At 50.2% G+C, this 17,064-nt stretch carries 11 protein-coding genes; 5 read left to right on the forward strand and 6 right to left on the reverse strand.

All coding sequences use genetic code 11. The features are described 5' to 3' along the window. Nucleotides 1–127 precede the first annotated feature (127 nt). The 5 genes from ACYVFD_RS15080 (at nucleotide 128) to ACYVFD_RS15100 (ending at nucleotide 6,601) form a co-directional block, all read left to right on the forward strand. Nucleotides 128–2,209, forward strand: a complete 2,082-nt coding sequence (locus tag ACYVFD_RS15080; protein ID WP_461091006.1) for a glycoside hydrolase family 97 protein — start codon at nucleotides 128–130, stop codon at nucleotides 2,207–2,209. Between the two features lie 69 nt (nucleotides 2,210–2,278). Next, nucleotides 2,279–2,863, forward strand: a complete 585-nt coding sequence (locus ACYVFD_RS15085) for a hypothetical protein (protein WP_461091007.1) — start codon at nucleotides 2,279–2,281, stop codon at nucleotides 2,861–2,863. A gap of 256 nt (nucleotides 2,864–3,119) precedes the next feature. Further along, nucleotides 3,120–3,473, forward strand: coding sequence for a PadR family transcriptional regulator (locus ACYVFD_RS15090; RefSeq protein WP_461091008.1), 354 nt, complete (start codon nucleotides 3,120–3,122; stop codon nucleotides 3,471–3,473). A 45-nt stretch (nucleotides 3,474–3,518) separates the two neighbouring features. Then, complete coding sequence (locus tag ACYVFD_RS15095; protein WP_461091009.1) at nucleotides 3,519–4,016, forward strand: hypothetical protein; 498 nt, start codon at nucleotides 3,519–3,521, stop codon at nucleotides 4,014–4,016. A 182-nt stretch (nucleotides 4,017–4,198) separates the two neighbouring features. Then, the gene (locus ACYVFD_RS15100; protein ID WP_461091010.1) at nucleotides 4,199–6,601 is read left to right on the forward strand and encodes an ABC transporter permease; all 2,403 of its coding nucleotides are present in this window, start codon (nucleotides 4,199–4,201) and stop codon (nucleotides 6,599–6,601) included. A 204-nt stretch (nucleotides 6,602–6,805) separates the two neighbouring features. Here ACYVFD_RS15100 and ACYVFD_RS15105 read toward each other — a convergent pair whose 3' ends face one another. The 6 genes from ACYVFD_RS15105 to ACYVFD_RS15130 all read right to left on the reverse strand — a co-directional run bounded on the left by ACYVFD_RS15105 (nucleotide 6,806) and on the right by ACYVFD_RS15130 (nucleotide 16,981). Next, the gene (locus ACYVFD_RS15105) at nucleotides 6,806–7,393 is read right to left on the reverse strand and encodes a carboxymuconolactone decarboxylase family protein (RefSeq protein ID WP_461091011.1); all 588 of its coding nucleotides are present in this window, start codon (nucleotides 7,391–7,393) and stop codon (nucleotides 6,806–6,808) included. 111 nt (nucleotides 7,394–7,504) lie between these two features. After that, the gene (locus ACYVFD_RS15110) at nucleotides 7,505–8,059 is read right to left on the reverse strand and encodes a peroxiredoxin (RefSeq protein WP_461091012.1); all 555 of its coding nucleotides are present in this window, start codon (nucleotides 8,057–8,059) and stop codon (nucleotides 7,505–7,507) included. A gap of 342 nt (nucleotides 8,060–8,401) precedes the next feature. Then, a complete protein-coding gene (locus tag ACYVFD_RS15115; RefSeq protein ID WP_461091013.1) occupies nucleotides 8,402–11,095 on the reverse strand; it encodes an ABC transporter permease in 2,694 nt (897 codons plus the stop codon). An 83-nt stretch (nucleotides 11,096–11,178) separates the two neighbouring features. Then, nucleotides 11,179–13,842: an ABC transporter permease gene (locus tag ACYVFD_RS15120; RefSeq protein ID WP_461091014.1), complete on the reverse strand. Its 2,664-nt coding sequence runs from the start codon at nucleotides 13,840–13,842 to the stop codon at nucleotides 11,179–11,181. An 83-nt stretch (nucleotides 13,843–13,925) separates the two neighbouring features. Further along, complete coding sequence (locus ACYVFD_RS15125; protein ID WP_461091015.1) at nucleotides 13,926–16,565, reverse strand: ABC transporter permease; 2,640 nt, start codon at nucleotides 16,563–16,565, stop codon at nucleotides 13,926–13,928. A gap of 89 nt (nucleotides 16,566–16,654) precedes the next feature. Further along, complete coding sequence (locus ACYVFD_RS15130) at nucleotides 16,655–16,981, reverse strand: PadR family transcriptional regulator (RefSeq protein ID WP_461091016.1); 327 nt, start codon at nucleotides 16,979–16,981, stop codon at nucleotides 16,655–16,657. Nucleotides 16,982–17,064: the final 83 nt, after the last annotated feature.

A 17,064-nucleotide genomic window follows, 5' to 3' on the forward strand; every position in this document is an offset into this window, starting at 1 on the left:
GTTATCCAGACTATATCAGGTTAAAAAAGTACAGAAACCAGTTAAAATAATCTCAGCTTTATTGACACATTACCACGAACACAGTACCTTGTTGGTCCCATCGTGAATTCTCAATCGACCAACCAACATGCTCCCAATCAGACCGTTTCTGCTGGCACTCCTTATCATAGGACCGACTTCACGGCTATCAGCCCAACGAACCGTTTCGATTTCCTCACCCGACAAGGCTATTCGGCTATCAGTCAGCAACAACGAAACGGGCACCGTTACCTATCGAATTTCGTACAAGGGCAAAAAGGTCATCGAGCCGTCGAGTGTAGGCTTCGTGCTGAGCAAACCGAAAGTATCGCTTACCCGATTTGCGATTTCGGCTGCCGACTCATCAACCAAAGACGAAACCTGGAAACCCGTCTGGGGTGAAGTCCGCGAAATCCGAAACCACTATAAAGAATTAGCCCTCACATTAACCGGGAAGGACACACTAGGTATCAAGGTAATAGTTCGTTTCCGGGTGTTCGATGATGGGGTCGGCTTTCGATACGAGTTCCCAGAACAGAAAACGCTGACTCACTTTATCGTCGATGATGAGAAAACTCAGTTTGCGCTATCGGGCGATCACAAAACCTTCTGGCAACCGGGCGATTACGATTCCAACGAATACCTCTACAACACCACCCGACTCAGCGAAATTGACGCGGTAGCAGCCTCAAACAAGGAAAAAGATACGGCGCTGAAATCAGTCATCGGCCCCAATGCGATTCAGACACCATTACTGATCAAAACGGGTGATGGCCTTTATATCAGTATTTACGAAGCTGCCTTGCTCAATTACCCGGTTATGCATCTGCAACTGGACAAGAAAAAGCTCGTACTTACCTCCCAGCTAACCCCCGATGCCGTTGGCAATAAAGCCTACATGCAAACCCCCACGCAAACGCCCTGGCGTACGATTCTGGTGAGTGACAAAGCGACCGATCTGCTAGCGTCGAAGATGATTCTGAATCTGAACGAACCCTCGACCATTGCTGATCCGTCGTGGATAAAACCGCAGAAATTTGTGGGTATGTGGTGGGAGATGCATATCGGCAAAGCAACCTGGGAGAAAAAAGGTGGCAAGCATGGCGCCAACACCCAGAACGTGAAGAAGTACATCGATTTTGCCGCCAAATATGGGTTCGATGGGGTGCTGGTCGAAGGATGGAACGAGGGATGGGAAGACTGGTTCGGCAATTGGAAGGAGAACGTTTTCGATTTCGTAACTCCCTACCCCGATTATAACCTGGATTCGCTAACAGCCTACGCGCAGCAGAAAGGGGTTCGGATCATCATGCACCACGAAACGTCGGGTTCCGTTACGAACTACGAGCGTCGGATGGATGCCGCTTTTCAGTACATGCAGAAAGAAGGTATGAACACCGTCAAAACGGGTTATGTAGGCCGGATTATTCCGCGGGGTGAACATCACGATAGTCAGTGGATGGTTGGGCATTATCAGCGTGTGGCCGAAAAAGCCGCTCAATACAAGATTATGATCGATTCGCACGAGTCGGCGCACCCAACTGGGCTGCATCGCACCTACCCGAACTGGATGGCCAGCGAAGCCGCACGCGGTAGCGAATTCAACAACGCCCCTACCCTTGGCATCACGCCCGAACACACAACGATCCTGCCATTCACTCGACTGCTGGGCGGACCGATGGACTTCACACCGGGGCTGTTCCGATTCAAGCTGGACCAGTTCGACAATACCCGCACCACACGCGTCCGAACCACACTGGCCAAACAACTGGCCCTCTACATTACGATTTACAGTCCTCTACAAATGGCGGCTGATTTACCGGAAAACTACGAAAAGCACCTCGACGCGTTTCAGTTCATTCGCGATGTACCCGTCGACTGGGACGACACGAAAATCATCGCTGCCGAACCGGGCGATTACATCACCATTGCCCGCAAAACAAAGGGGAAAGATAGCTGGTATTTGGGCAGCATCTCCGACGAAAACAGCCGTGACATATCGGTAGACCTTGATTTTCTGGAGCCCGGCAAAACCTACGAAGCCACCATCTACCGAGACGCCCTCACCGCCGACTGGCAATCAAATCCAGAAGCCTATGTCATTGAAAAGAAGCCGGTCAACAGCAAAACCCGCCTTCCGATTCACCTGGCCAAAGGCGGAGGTTGTGCTATTCAGTTTATAAAGCAGTAAGAACCGGGTAACCCGTTCCAACCGATACGGCCATTCTAGAGTCTTCTCCAAAAACGACTCTTGATCGCTATGAAAAACGGCATCCATCTGCTAATCCTGTTCGGTTGCTTCTGGGCATGTTCCAAATCAAACAATGACGCGACCATCCCCCCTCTTGACGACACCAAAAATGTAACAGCTTCATTGAACGACTCCGTCTGGTATGGTCATGGAACAGCCTCCAGAGTATCTCCCCTGATCGTAGGTGATTGCGGCAAAAATCGGTTTAACCTGTATGTCTCCAATGAATTACCCTATCCGAAAGGACTTCGGCAGGCAGCGCCATACGACTGTGTAGGCCCTTGTGACAGAACCCAATACCTTAGCTTTGAGAAGGTCCCGTTAGCTGTCGGAAAATACGATCTAGCCAGCCTCAATACCTGTGCCTCCAATCCACTAACCAGTGTGAATTATGGGCTCATTGTTGGTGGGGATGCCGTATTCTCGTCGTACATCGCCAAAGAGCCCGCTAGTGGCTGGATAGAGGTGACCAAAGCCGATACGGTTGCCAACATATTGGAAGGAAAATTCGAGCTAACCTTAATCAGTTACGCCAACAATAACACCACCGCCCGTTTCCGCAATGGCCTTTTCGCCCTTAGTCTGACAAAGTAGGTCATCCACAGTCTGCTAGCCGAAATCCCTATTCAGCACTAGTTGAGTAGGGATTTTGGTTTTGTAGAGACGCCAGGGATGGCGTCTCATGTCCGAATGGTTTTATTGACGGATGGTTCGTCGACCGGACGACTTTGGCTGACGCGTATGAGACGCCAGGGATGGCATCTCTACAAAATTCTTGCGCTACTTCTTGTATATATAATTTTCTTATATATTTTTGTTTCAAATTAACGCTACTGATCGATCAAAGCCTATGGAATCAGCTAATCAGGAATTTTTGCGGGGAACCCTAAAGACAATCGTTCTCCGGTTGCTGGCTCAGCAGGGGCGCATGTACGGGTATGAAATCACGCAGGCCGTTGAAGAACGTACAGCTGGCGAACTGATGCTCACGTTTGGCGCTCTCTACCCGGTTCTTCATAAGCTGGAAGATGAAGGACTACTGACAACCCAAAGTCAGGAGGTCGACGGGCGGCTACGCAAGTATTATATGCTTACGCCAACGGGTAGTGAAACAGCGGTTCGGAAAGTTGATGAGTTCGAACGATTTATCCAACTGATGCGGCTGCTTATCCATCCGGAACCATCCGTAACCTTCAGCCATTAATTTCCTGCTATTCTCTTTTTCCCTCATTCGCCTTTCTGCGTATTTATGAACAAGCTATCTCGCGATCAACTTCTTTGGCTCGAGCAACAGCTACAGCAAACGAGACCCCACCAGGCATTACAAGCCGAACTGCTGGATCATATGGCCTCTTTGATTGAACAGCGCATGGATCAGGGCCAGCCTTTCTCAGACGCTTTCGAGCAGGTAACCCAACAGGCAAATCCGCAGGCGCTGGGCCAGTTGAAACAACGCTACCTTCAGGAATTCCCTGCCCGTCCGGCAACTATACCGTTGATGCCCACCCGGATTGGGTTACGACAGAAACGCCGTCCAGCCACAAAACCGTTTCAGTACATGCTGCTCTCGAGTGTACTCACGTTTCTGATTCTGATGGGTTTTCTGGTCGTGGTTAGTCGACCTCTGGCTGTACCGATGAGTGCGTTCAAAACCGCTTTAGGAGCCTTAGGCTTGACGGGCATCCTAATCGCCCGGTGGTGGCTATCACGCAGGGGCGCTAAACCAAAACGATTCCGAACTACCTGAGCCACCAAGCAGAATTAAGTTTGATAAAGTCGTTTAGTGTGACCCCGACGGGGTCAAAGGTTTATAGCTCCCATAATTTCCTATAAACATTTGACCCCAGCGGGGTCACACTAAAACGCCTAAATCTAAATAGACCTCCCAGTAGACACCCCCTTCCAACTCCAATCTAACTCCCTTTTCCAATGCTTTTTCACTACCTCACAGTGGCCCGGCGCCACCTGTGGCAGAATCGTCATGTCAATTTAATTAGCCTGTTAGGGCTTAGTATTGGGCTCGCCAGCGGCCTGGTTATCTTTCTGGTGGTCAACTACATGTTCAGTTTCGACCGCTATCATCCACACCTGGATCGGACTTATTGGGTTGTTACCGATATTAAGCGGGAACGAACCATGCCCACCGATGCGGCTCCCCGCCCCCTCGCCGAAGTACTCCGACGCGATTATGCCTTTGTGGAGAATTCGACGCGATTGGAAACCTTCTTTGGCCGAACGTTGAGCGTCCCGAATGGAAAGGGCGGTTGGGTTAAGAAGTTTGCCGAAGCCCGCAATGTCTGCTTTACGGAGCCCCAATACTTCGACCTGTTTGGGGTAGAATGGGTGAGCGGGAACCGCAAAACAGCGCTGGCAGCCCCCAACACAATTGTGATCAGTGAGCGCTATGCCCGCAAATTTTTTGACGAGCAACCCGCCCTGGGCCGAACACTACGGCTAGACAATCGAACCAACCTGACCGTAACCGGAATTGTTAAAGATCCACCTGCCAATACCCAGCTTCGGTTCGATGCCTTCGTTTCGTACGCTACAATTCCGGTTCTGGAAGGACCGACCGCTTTAGCCGACTGGCAGGGGTTACAGGCCATGTGTTTTGTACGGCTGCGCGAAGGAGCCAACCCAAATCTGCTCACTCAAAATTTACCCAAGATTCGACGTAAGAACCTGCCTCCTCAGGAAGTAGCCCATTTCGACTATCATGTGTTGCCCCTGGCCGACCTCAATCACGAACGGAGTGGTATGGCTCCACGACCCGTCCTATACGCACTGATTGGCGTGGGCCTACTGCTGGTGATGGCAGGTTGTATCAATTTTATTAATCTGGCAACGGCCCGGGCACTCAAACGGGCGCGGGAAGTTGGCGTTCGAAAAGTGATGGGAAGTACCCGCTGGCAATTGATCGGTCAGTTTATGCTGGAAACCACTTTACTCGTGTGCATGTCCATAGTCGTTGCGCTGGTGCTAGCCCAATTGTGTCTGCCTTTTATCAACCAGATTTTGGCCGCCACTGTTGACAAGCTCCGACCGGAGATGTCTGTTGGTGATTTGGTTCAGCAGCGGGCCATCGGTTGGTTCCTGGCTCTGGTCATCGGCGTCATTATCTTTTCGGGTCTGTATCCAGCGTTTGTGCTCGCCCGTTTCAAGCCAGCAACGGCTCTTGCCAGCCAATCAACCACTCGGTTCGCAGGCCGACTCACGGTCAGACAAGCCCTTATTCTGGGGCAGTTCGTACTGATGCAATTATTTATTCTGAGTGTACTGGTCATTACGACCCAGCTTCGGCATATGGGCCAAGCCGAATGGGGCTTTCACCGCGAGTCAATACAGGTCGTTTTCTTACCCCAGCGGGAAGCTTCCCCCCTGCCCCTCCTACGCGAACAATGTCTAGGCGTACCCGGTGTCGAGCAGGTAACCTTCGGCAGTGATCCACCCGCATCGGCCTATAATCGGCCAAGTCCGTTCAGCTATCATACTGCTACCGAACCCGAATCGTTCGAAACCTGCGTCCGGGCGATCGACGATCACTATCTGTCGGTGTTTGACTTGTCGCTGATAGCCGGTCGAAATGTTCGGTCAACGGATACGACCGGCCGCGACGTATTGGTCAGCGAAACGCTGGTGAAGCAATTGGGCATTACTTCACCAGCAGCGGTAGTCGGCAAACGTATCCGTATAAAAGACGCGGATCGGGTTATTGTTGGTGTTGTACGCGACTTCCGAAGTGGCAATCTGCACCAGCCGGTTTTGCCCATAACGCTCATTCATGACCTTCCGCACAGCCGGGTAGCCATGCTGCGCCTGAGTCCAACGTATTCACCCCAAACTCAGCAGGGGATTCAACAAGTGTGGGATAAGTTGTTACCGGAACAGGTCTATCATGCCGAAACGCTGACCGACCTACTGGAAAACTTTACCGAGATCGAGCGCCTACTGGCTGGAATGGTTCAGGCGTTTGCTCTGGTAGCGATTGGTCTGAGCTGCCTTGGGTTATACGGGCTGGTTACATTCCTGAGCGAGTCAAAAGCTAAAGAAATTGGTGTTCGTCGGGTATTAGGTGCTCAAACACCGCAACTCCTCTGGCTATTGGGCCGCGAGTTCGGAAAATTACTTGGCCTGGGCTTCTTAGTAGCGGCCCCACTTGGCGCCTGGTTACTATCAAGTTGGCTCCAACAGTATGCCCACCGAATTTCGGTAAATGGCTGGTTACTGTCGGGCACCCTCATTCTGACGATATTGATCACTGCCCTGACCATCGCCCGTCAGGCGTTAAAAGCCGTCCGTACAAATCCAGTCCATTATTTAAAGAGCGAATAAGGTAGCTTATTCTTTTTTTCGCAAATCACTCACTCTACATACTCTTTATTTCATACACACTGTTTGAATATTTGCAAATTGAGCCAAAACAAGTGCGTTTTTGTCATCCCGAGGAACGACAAAAACTATTGCAGAAAAAATTCAAGAAAAAGCCCTTCTCCCGTTTTGGGAGAAGGGCTTGGGGTGAGGACAAAACTCCTATTCTTACAACAACGTGATAAATCCTTTGATCACCGATGCAACCCGAATGGCATCGAATACACGAGCTTCGCTGGCTCCATGCTTCAGGACGCTCTCTTCGTGCGAGCGGACGCAAAGTTCACAGCCATTGACTGCTGAAACAGCCAGGCTCATCAACTCAAAAAACTCTTTACCCAACACCGGATTCATCATGATGCTCATGCGAATACCCGGCTGTGTTTGCTGATAATAGTCCTTGCTGACAAAGTGCCGGAACCGATAGAACACATTATTCGTGCTCAGCAACGACGTGCAGGCAATGGTTTCCGATACGTCTGCATCGGTAGCACCTTCCTGTTTGGCAGCCGCCGTAAGCGAATCGACCAGTGGCTGATGCTTTTCATTAACAGCAACCGATAAAGCCAGCAACAGGGCTTCTTTCTTCGTCAGGTTCTGGCTGTTATTCAGCACATTACCGACATTTATTTTCAGGTCGCGCAAATACTTATGCTCCGTCAGAGCGAGCGCATCCAGCACCGGATAGTCTGCTTCTACGTTAAGCCCTACCAGATTCAGCAGCGACGTAACCGTTTCGTTTTGTGTGGTTGTCATCTGATTAATTTTGAATGACCGGGCCGCCGGTGCGGTGAATGATAGAATGATTGAATAGGTCTATGCTTCAGCTATTCAATCATTCTATCATTCACTCATTCTATCATTGAATTAGGCCGTTAGCGTGGCTTCGCCTTTTATCCAGTTGCAGGGGCACAGTTCGTCGGTTTGCAGGGCGTCCAGAACACGGATTACCTCGTTTACATTCCGGCCAACCGATAGGTCGTTTACGCTTACCCAACGGACAATACCTTGTGGATCAACGATATAGGTTACACGATAAGCTACTTTTTCGTTGGCTTCCAGAATACCCAGATCTTCGGCCAGCGACTTCGAGGTATCGGCCAGCATTGGGAATTTCAGGCCACGCAGATCGTCGTGGTTTTTACGCCAGGCGAGGTGAACAAATTCGCTATCGGTCGAAGCACCGATCACCATGGTGTCGCGATCCTGAAAATCTTCGAACTTCTTGTTGAACTCAGCAATTTCAGTTGGGCAAACGAAGGTGAAATCTTTCGGCCACCAGAACATCACCAGCCATTGGCCCGCATTCTTGTGATCTTCCGACGAGATTTCGTAAAATTCTTTGTCTTTATCGAGCGAAACAACGGCTAGTTTCTTGAACTCAGGAAATTCAGAACCAACTGATACAATATGATTTTTCATAGAATTTATGATGGTTGTATGCAAAACACATTCTTATTCAAGTGCAAATTAAACCATCAATATGTTTCAGAAATATGATTTTTATCAATAACCATATAGACAGAAACTATCAAAAATCAGAACTAATAGTGGCAATCAAGCGATTACGTGTAGGCCAAGTACTTCTCCGCACAGAAATTTATTGAAAGAATAATACTATTCATTGAAATGATACCAGATATAATTTTATTGATATTGATCATGTAGAGACGCGACCCCTCGCGTCTCCTGTGCGTCAGCAATAAACCATCCGGCTAGAAATACCATCCGGTCAGGAGACGCAAGGTCGCGTCTCTACATAAATCATTCCGACCGCAACGATTTGACCGGATTCATCAAGGCGGCTTTAATGCTTTGGAAACTGACCGTCAGCAACGTAATGAGTAAAGCACCTGAACCTGCTGCCACAAAGATCCACCACGACAACTCGGTACGGTATGCATACTTTTGGAGCCAATTTGTAAGCGTATAGTACGCAATGGGTGTGGCGATACTGAATGCAATAATTACCAGAACTATGAAGTCCCTCGAAAGTAATCCCCACAGGTTTAGCACACTCGCGCCCAGCACTTTACGCACCCCTATTTCCTTTGTTCGCTGCTCGGCCACAAACGAAGCCAGCCCAAAAATACCCAGGCAGGAAATAAAAATGGCCAGAACGGCGAAGACAGAGGCCAGCTTGCCAATGCGCTGTTCGGTCGAAAACTTGGCAGCAAAATCCTGATCGACAAACGAATAGGTGAATAACGCCGAAGGGACTGTTTTGCGAATAACCGATTCAATCCTGGGGAGTGCGTCCTGTGCGCTGACGGTGGGTTTCAGCCGTAGGTTGAGTCGGGCTGCGGCAGCGTAATGAGCGTCCAGGAAATAAAAACTTCGCTTTACGGGCTCAAAGGGTGAATCCATCACCATATCTTTAATGACGCCGATGATCTGGCGTTTCCAGTGGAAATCCGGTTGCCGAATGTAAGCGCCAACGACCCATTGACCGTTGCGTTTTTTCAGGCCCAGATACCGGGCGGCCGTTTCGTTGATAATTACTGCGGTTGAGTCCGTAACGAACGCTTTGGAAAAATCACGACCTGCCACAAATTGCCATCCGGCCATCGTGCCAAAATTGGTGGATATGTCCATTACGGCAAAACCAGACTCTGCTTTGGACGGTTTGTTATCCCATTCGAACCCGCCTATGTTATTCCAGATGCTGGTGAGTGGGCTTGATGAATAAGCAACCTGACCAACCATGCCCGTCGCCATCAGTTCTCGTTCAAGAACCTCTTCTTTCCCTTTGTAATTGGGATCATTCATTGGAATCGACAGCAGACCCGTGCGTTCGTAGCCTACCGGCCTATTCTTTACATATTGAATCTGTTTGTAAACGAGCAGAACCCCAATAATCAAAACAACGGATACGGTAAACTGCACAACCACCAGCACCTTGCGGGGAAGCGAGGCCAGCCGACCCATTCTCAGCGTGCCTTTTAGCACTTTGACGGGCTGGAATGAAGACAGGTAAAAAGCGGGATAAAGTCCTGCCAACAGAGCAGTTATGGTCAGAAACAGAACACTGGCCAACCAGAAAGAAGGCATTTGCCAGGGAAAAACGATAGCTTTATCAGCCAGTTCATTAAACCAGGGCAACGACAGCAGCACCAACCCCAATGAACCCGCAAATGCCAGCGAAACCACCAGAAAGGATTCGCTCAAAAACTGATTGACCAACTGCGATTTAACCGAGCCAACCGCTTTTCGAATACCCACTTCTTTAGCCCGTTTTTCACTTCGGGCGGTACTTAAATTCATAAAGTTGATACAGGCCAGCAACAGCACGAATCCACCCACAATGCCGAAAAGCCAGACGAAGGTGATGCGACCACCCGATGGCCGTCCGTCGGTAAACTCCGAATACAAATGCCACTGCCGCATGGGATACAAATACATTTCCAGCTTATAGTCACGGGCATCGGCTACTAAATCAGAGGGAGCATTCTTTTGGTAAAAATCATTGATGGCGGCATCGACCGTTTCCATCGACGTGTTATCCGCAATCTGAACATCAATTGGAAAAGAACTTCGCCCCCAGTCGGTTTCACTATCTTTTACCCAATCGTTCGAGGAAACCCACAAGGCCCAGGGAGCAAAAAACTGCAAATCGCCATAGGTCGAATTTTTGGGCAGATCGGCATAGACCCCCATTACCGTTACATCCATGCGGTTGTCAAGTTTCAACCGTTTTCCAACAGGGTCCGTTTGGCCGAAAATAGCCTTAGACGCCGATGTAGAAAGAATTATCGAATGTGGATCATCCAGAGCGGTTTGGCTCCCGTTTACCATTTGGAGCGATAGCATATCAATCACCCCCGCTTCGATAAACCGTCCCTTTTGGGTATATTTTTTCTGACCATCCGCTACCGTGTAATTTCCCGGCCAGAATCCGATCAGGATATGTTTGAAATACTGTCCGTATTTTGCTTTAAGCACCGTAGCCAGCGGAATCTGGCAGGCATCAGTACCCCGCGATATGCCAGTGGTTGGTTCTGTAGCCACTCGTCTGATCTGCGCAATGCGATCATACTTCGGAATAGTTTTATCAAAACTCAATTCATCATACACCCACAGGCCAATGAGCATAGCCACGCCCATCCCGATGGACAGTCCACCAATGTTGATCGCGGAATAGGCCTTGTTTTTAGTGAGATTCCGAAACGCAATTTTAAGATAGCTACGTATCATAGTTGTAAAAGCTGGTTTGGGGAATGAATTTGTTGTCGTCGTTGTAGAGACAAGGCATGCCTTGTCTCTACGGATCAGGGATGGTCGCATCAGGCTCACCACATCGCGCACATACCGCCAGCGCGCTTGCTGCAGACCTAGCTCCCGGATGCGCTGCTGAAACAGCTCGTCCAGATCGCCTTCTAGCTCTTCGGCCCGGTGCGCAGGCAAGAACAGGTGGAGCAGGTAGGTGGCGAAGCGGGGAGGTTTGTTAGCAGGGTGCATGGAGCGAGGAGCAAGGAGGTATCGCAGGAAGCGAGGGGGTGATTCATAGAGCATGCTCCATGCGCCACACCCCTTGCTCCCTGCTATTCAGACCGTAACGATTTGACCGGATTCATCAAGGCCGCTTTAATGCTCTGGAAACTGACCGTTAGCAACGTAATGACTAAGGCACCGACGCCCGACACGGCAAAAATCCACCACGACATATCCGTATGGTATTCGTATTTCTGGAGCCAATTTTTCAGAAAATACCAGGCAATCGGCGTAGCGATACCAAACGAGATGATCACCAGCATCACAAAGTCTTTGGAAAGCAGGGCCCACACGTTAGTGACCGATGCGCCCAGCACTTTGCGCACGCCAATTTCTTTGGTGCGCTGCTCAGCTACGAATGAGGCTAAGCCAAACAATCCCAGGCACGAAATCAGAATGGCGAGGATAGCAAAGCCAGATGCCAGCTTTCCGATCCGTTCTTCGGCCGCAAACTTTAGGGCATACTGCTGATCCGTAAAGCGATAATCGAACGGGCTGCCAGGATTGAATTTCCGAAACACTGTTTCAATTTTAGCCAGTGACTCTCTGGTACTGTGGGCCGGATTAAGTTTGATATTAATGACATTCGCCCAGCCATAATCCATGACATAAACCGTCTGATAAACGGGCTTAAACGGCGAATCCATCAACATATCCTTAATGACGCCTACTATTCGGTACGGCTTACCATTCCATTTAACCTGTTTGCCCACCGGATCTTTCAAACCCATATACCGCACGGCGGTTTCATTGATGACCATGCCCGATGAATCGCTGGTGAATTGCCGGGAAAAATCCCGCCCCTGCACAAACTGCCAGCCAACCGTTTTGCCATAATCGTGCGTAACGGCAATCGTTCCAAAGTTGTCTCTGAAGTTCGGGTCTTTACCTTCCCAGTCGAAGCCGCTATTTTGCGAGTTCAGATCGGTTGCTGGGGCCGATGAGGTCGACATGTCGACTACAGCGCCAGTCTGAATGAGTGCACCCCGAAGGGCATTGTAGTGCTGATGCAACTCCGGCGTGTTCATGGCTACAGTAATGAGTCCGGTCCGATCGTATCCAACCGGACGACTTTTGGCGTGCTGAATTTGCCGAAATACAATGATCGTTCCGATGATCAGCGTAACCGAGACCGTAAACTGCACCACCACCAATACCTGACGCGGAATCGATGCAAAACGACCTACCCGGAATGTACCTTTCAGCACCTTGACAGCCTGGAACGACGATAAATAAAGGGCTGGATAACTTCCCGCGATCAGCCCAGTTAGCAGACTAAAGCCAACACCACAAAGCCAGAAGATCGGATTCGTCCATAAAATACCAATCTGTTTATCGGCCACTTCGTTGAATACAGGAAGGATTAGCAGAACCAGTCCTATAGCCAAGACGAACGCAAACGCAACCACCAGCAACGACTCGCTGAAAAACTGACTGATCAACTGACTCCGTACCGAACCGACGGCCTTCCGAATACCCACCTCTTTCGCTCGTTTTTCGGAACGGGCCGTTGATAGATTCATGAAATTGATACAGGCCAACAGCAGCACAAACACCCCGATAATCCCGAACAGCCACACGTATTGTATCCGGCCTTCGAGGTTGCCCGACTTATCCCAACCCGAGTAGAGGTGCCATTGGCTCATCGGTAGCAGGTAGACCACCGGCTTAATAAACGCAACTTCCGGATTATGCTTCAGCCGGATGTTTTTGATTTTAGCCGAAACAGCGTCAAAATCGGCGTTTGGCGCGATCTGTACCAGCACCTGCCAGGAAAAATTACCCCATTCAACATTATCCTGCGCCCGCTTTACCCATTCTTCCGACGAGACATATAAGTCCCAGGGGGCTATAAATTTCATGTCCCGAAACTCCGTGTTGTAGGGAAAATCTTCATAAATGCCCGTCACTTTCACGTCGAGCTTATTATCGATCTTCATCAGTTTACCCACTGGATCGGTTTCACCAAACAAGGCTTTCGCTGTTGTCTCTGATAGCAAAATCGAATTCTGATCGTTTAGCCCAGCCCGTGTACCGCTAAGCATGTTTAACGTGAGCATATCAGGTGCATCGGCACTCAGATAATTACCCATTTTGGTTAATTTTTTCTCGCCATAGGCCAGAATATGATCTTTAGTCCAGGACGACATGACGACGTGCGAAAACGGTCCGCCGTTGCGGGCAGCACCATAAACCGTCCGTAGTTCCGGGCCCATAGGTGCCGGGTTGTATTCACCATGAAACACTTCGCCGTTGAAGCTTCCATTCTGCATAACCTTGGCAATGCGGTCGTAATTCTGAAAATACCGGTCAAACGAAAGTTCGTCGTATATCCACAGGCCAATGAGCAATGCTACGGCCATACCCACGGCCAAACCACCGATATTGATGAAAGAATAGACCCGGTTCTTGGCCAGATTCCGAAAAGCGATTTTGAGATAGTTGCGTAACATGGTTGTATGTGCTGGTTTGGGGAATGAATATGTCGTCGTTGTGGAGACAAGGCATGCCTTGTCTCTACGGATCAGGCTGGGTCGCATCAGGCTCACCACATCGCGCACGTATCGCCAACGAGCCCGACTCACACCTACCTCCCGGACCCGTTGCTGAAACAGTTCATCCAGATCCCCTTCCAGTTCTTCGGCCCGGTGCGCAGGCAAGAACAGGTGGAGCAGGTAGATAGCGAAGCGAGGTGGTTTGTTAGCAGGGTGCATGGAGCGGGGAGCAAGGAGGTAGCGCAGGAGGCAAGGGGGTGATTCACAGAGAATACTCCATGCGCCCCCCCCCTTGCTCCCTGCTATTCAGATCGTAACGATTTGACCGGATTCATCAAGGCCGCTTTAATGCTTTGAAAACTAACCGTCAGCAGGGCGAGGACTAGCACTGAAAGACCAACCGACGCGAATAACCAACCGTTTAGATTCATGCGGTACACGAACCGGTCTAGCCATTGTCGAGAGGCATACCAGCCGATGGGTGCAGCTATCAGAAACGCCAGCAATACCAGTTTCAGAAACGCGCCCGATAACATACTGTTTATTTCCAACGTAGTAGCTCCCAGAACTTTTCGGATACCGATTTCTTTGGTGCGCTGCTCGACCGTTAGCGAAACCATTCCGAATAGCCCAAGAGCAGCAATCAGGATGGCCAGCAGAGCGGCATAGGTAATTAGTTGTTTCCAGTTGGCCTCATCAGCGTAATCGCTCAGGCGGTCATCTTCCATAAAATGATAGGAGAATGGCTGAAAGGGAATGAGTTGCCTGAATGTCCGTTCAATGGTCTGCAAACCGGCCTGAGTCTGGGCAGGGTTCAGCCTGACGTAAAGCTGATTCATCTGCTCGGCCTTGCCGATTTGAAACAGCACCGGTTCGGACTTATCGCGCATGGATCGGTATTGATAATCCCGGACGACACCAACCACCGTCAGATCGTGCCGGATAGCAGCCTCATCCTGCCGCTGAATAATCTGCCCGATAGGCGACCGATCGGCCGAGAGGAAACGCTTAACAAAGGTTTCGTTTACCAGAATGTTGGACGCACTATCGGCAGGGCTGTTGGCCTGCAAACCCCGACCTTTCAGAATCGGTATGTTTACAAACTGGAGATACTGATCATCGACCCATTCATTACCCGACTTTACAGCCTTGTTGTTGACGTAATAGGTACCAGCCCGATGCCCTCCTGATTTACGGGCGACAGCTTCAATACCGGGCTGATTTCGTAGGGTCTGTTTAAGCAGTTCACCCTGCCGCTCGCGGCCCCAGGGTACGTAAATACGCACACGATTGGCACGCTCGTAGCCTACATTGGCCGTTTGAATATACCGGAACTGCCCATGCAGTACCGCCGTGCCAATCAGCAGTACAATGGCAACCACGAACTGTAAAACCAGCAACGATTTGTCGTTTCTATTGCTTCGTATCAGGCCAGATCGACCGTAGAGTACCTGTGCCGGATTGAAACCAGAAAGCACCCGCGCCGGATAAAAACCGGCCAGTACGGTAACCAGCACGATAAGTGCTCCAAAAAGGCCAATGGTCTGGGGAGTCAGCAGGTACCGGACGTTTAAAGCCTTGTTGGCAAGCGCCCCAAATTCGGGCAGTAGGCTATACACCAGAATCAGGGCCGGAATAAAGGCCAGGAGGGTTAGCAGGAAGGTTTCGCCAACAAACTGCCCGATCAACTGCTGACGGGTGCTACCTGTCACTTTACGAATACCAATCTCTTTGGTCCGACGGAGCGACCGAGCCAGGGTCAGATTGACGAAATTAATACCGGCCAGCAGTAAAATCAACGCAGCAATCCCGCTCAACACATACGAATATACCGACGATGACCCTCGTTCCAGACCATTACTGAGTTCATACCGGTCGTCGAGGTGCATGGCAGAAAAAGGCTGCAACTGATAAGCCATCCGAAACGAGCCATGTTCTTTACGAAGTTGCGCGAGTTGCTGACCAGCATATTTTTCGAATACCTTAGCCATTTTCTGCTCCACCGCACTGAGGTCGGCTGTATGCACGTTAGGCTTCAGTAATAGAAACGTATTCAGAAATCCATCCGACCAGTCGCTTTGCGCCCAGGCTTTCTGATCGGGTGAGAGCGATGCTACAAACGGCCTCAGTATATCGAACCGGATGCTCGAATTAGCTGGGGGTGTTTTTACAATGCCAGTAATCCGATAGTTTTCGAAATTGCCTCCGGCATCAATTGCCAATAACTTGTTCAGTACATCGGTCGTACCGAAGTACGTACGGGCCATATCATCCGTAATGACCACACTACCCGGATCATTCAACAGGGTCCTGGAATCACCGGCCAGCAGGTTAAAACTAAACAGGTTAAAAAAAGACGTATCGACGTACATGACCTGATGGTACATAACATCCTGATTGTGACGGACCAGCATTTCATACCCTTTTACCCGGCAAAACGCGGCTACCTCAGGCAGTTCAGCGGTAAAGGCTGGCCCCTGTGGCAGCCCCGTTGCTCCATTGGCAATTTCGTTGCCCTCAGGACTTGTCGCGTTCGATACGACCCGGTACAGTTGATCACCACGGGCATGAAAGCGGTCGTACGACACTTCATCCTGCACGAACAGCAGAATGAACAGAACAGCCGCCAGACCAATGCTTAGGCCAACGATATTGATGGTGCTGAGACCGGGGCTACGAAGCAGATTCCGCCAGGCAATAGTCAGATAGTTTTGGATCATGGTTGTATTGGTTGGTCTAGGGTAAAGCTTCTCTTCTCGTTTCATCAGCGATGGTCGCATCAGGCTCATCACATCACGTACATACCGCCAGCGCGCTTCCCGTAGGCCCACCTCCCGAATGCGCTGCCGGAAAAGTTCATCCAGATCGCCTTCCAGTTCTTCCAGCCGATGCGAAGCCAGGAACCAACGGAGTAAGTACGTCGCAAAGCAGGGCGGTTTCATAATGGATAATGAAAAAGAATAATTGATAATGAGTAATGAGGGGCGTCATTTATGGCAGTCGGGCATTACCCATTCTGCATTATCCATTTTCATGACCAGGCGGTTCGGGGTATGGCATCCCACATCTGATTGCGCAGTTGGCGAACCTCTTCCAGCACCCGCTTCCCGTATGCCGTTACAGAGTACAGGCGCTTTCGGCGACCACCCCGCTCGGCTGTCATCCCTCCCATTTCGGAACTAACCAGCCCTTTTTCCTGAAGCCGATTCAACGCCGAGTGTACGGCTCCCAGATTTACCGAGCGGCCCATCTGTTGCTCAATTTCGTTGACGACAGCCGCTCCATAGGCATCCCCCGCCCGAATCGCGACGGCTAGCAGAACCACCTCTTCAAATTCGCCCAGGTATGTGCCTTTCATACGCAAATATTAGTTGTGTAAATGTATAACAAATGCCTTGCCACATATCAAAACAGGCCAATCCTCGCTGGATTGGCCTGTTT

It is taken from the genome of Spirosoma gilvum (genome assembly GCF_054776815.1).

Coding starts and splice junctions, on each gene's coding strand:
- ACYVFD_RS15090 (WP_461091008.1), top strand. CDS start 3,120: ATGGAATCAGCTAATCAGGAATTTTTGCGGGGAACCCTAAAGACAATC.
- ACYVFD_RS15115 (WP_461091013.1), bottom strand. CDS start 11,095: ATGCACCCTGCTAACAAACCTCCCCGCTTCGCCACCTACCTGCTCCAC.
- ACYVFD_RS15080 (WP_461091006.1), top strand. CDS start 128: ATGCTCCCAATCAGACCGTTTCTGCTGGCACTCCTTATCATAGGACCG.
- ACYVFD_RS15085 (WP_461091007.1), top strand. CDS start 2,279: ATGAAAAACGGCATCCATCTGCTAATCCTGTTCGGTTGCTTCTGGGCA.
- ACYVFD_RS15110 (WP_461091012.1), bottom strand. CDS start 8,059: ATGAAAAATCATATTGTATCAGTTGGTTCTGAATTTCCTGAGTTCAAG.
- ACYVFD_RS15130 (WP_461091016.1), bottom strand. CDS start 16,981: ATGAAAGGCACATACCTGGGCGAATTTGAAGAGGTGGTTCTGCTAGCC.
- ACYVFD_RS15120 (WP_461091014.1), bottom strand. CDS start 13,842: ATGCACCCTGCTAACAAACCACCTCGCTTCGCTATCTACCTGCTCCAC.
- ACYVFD_RS15100 (WP_461091010.1), top strand. CDS start 4,199: ATGCTTTTTCACTACCTCACAGTGGCCCGGCGCCACCTGTGGCAGAAT.
- ACYVFD_RS15095 (WP_461091009.1), top strand. CDS start 3,519: ATGAACAAGCTATCTCGCGATCAACTTCTTTGGCTCGAGCAACAGCTA.
- ACYVFD_RS15125 (WP_461091015.1), bottom strand. CDS start 16,565: ATGAAACCGCCCTGCTTTGCGACGTACTTACTCCGTTGGTTCCTGGCT.
- ACYVFD_RS15105 (WP_461091011.1), bottom strand. CDS start 7,393: ATGACAACCACACAAAACGAAACGGTTACGTCGCTGCTGAATCTGGTA.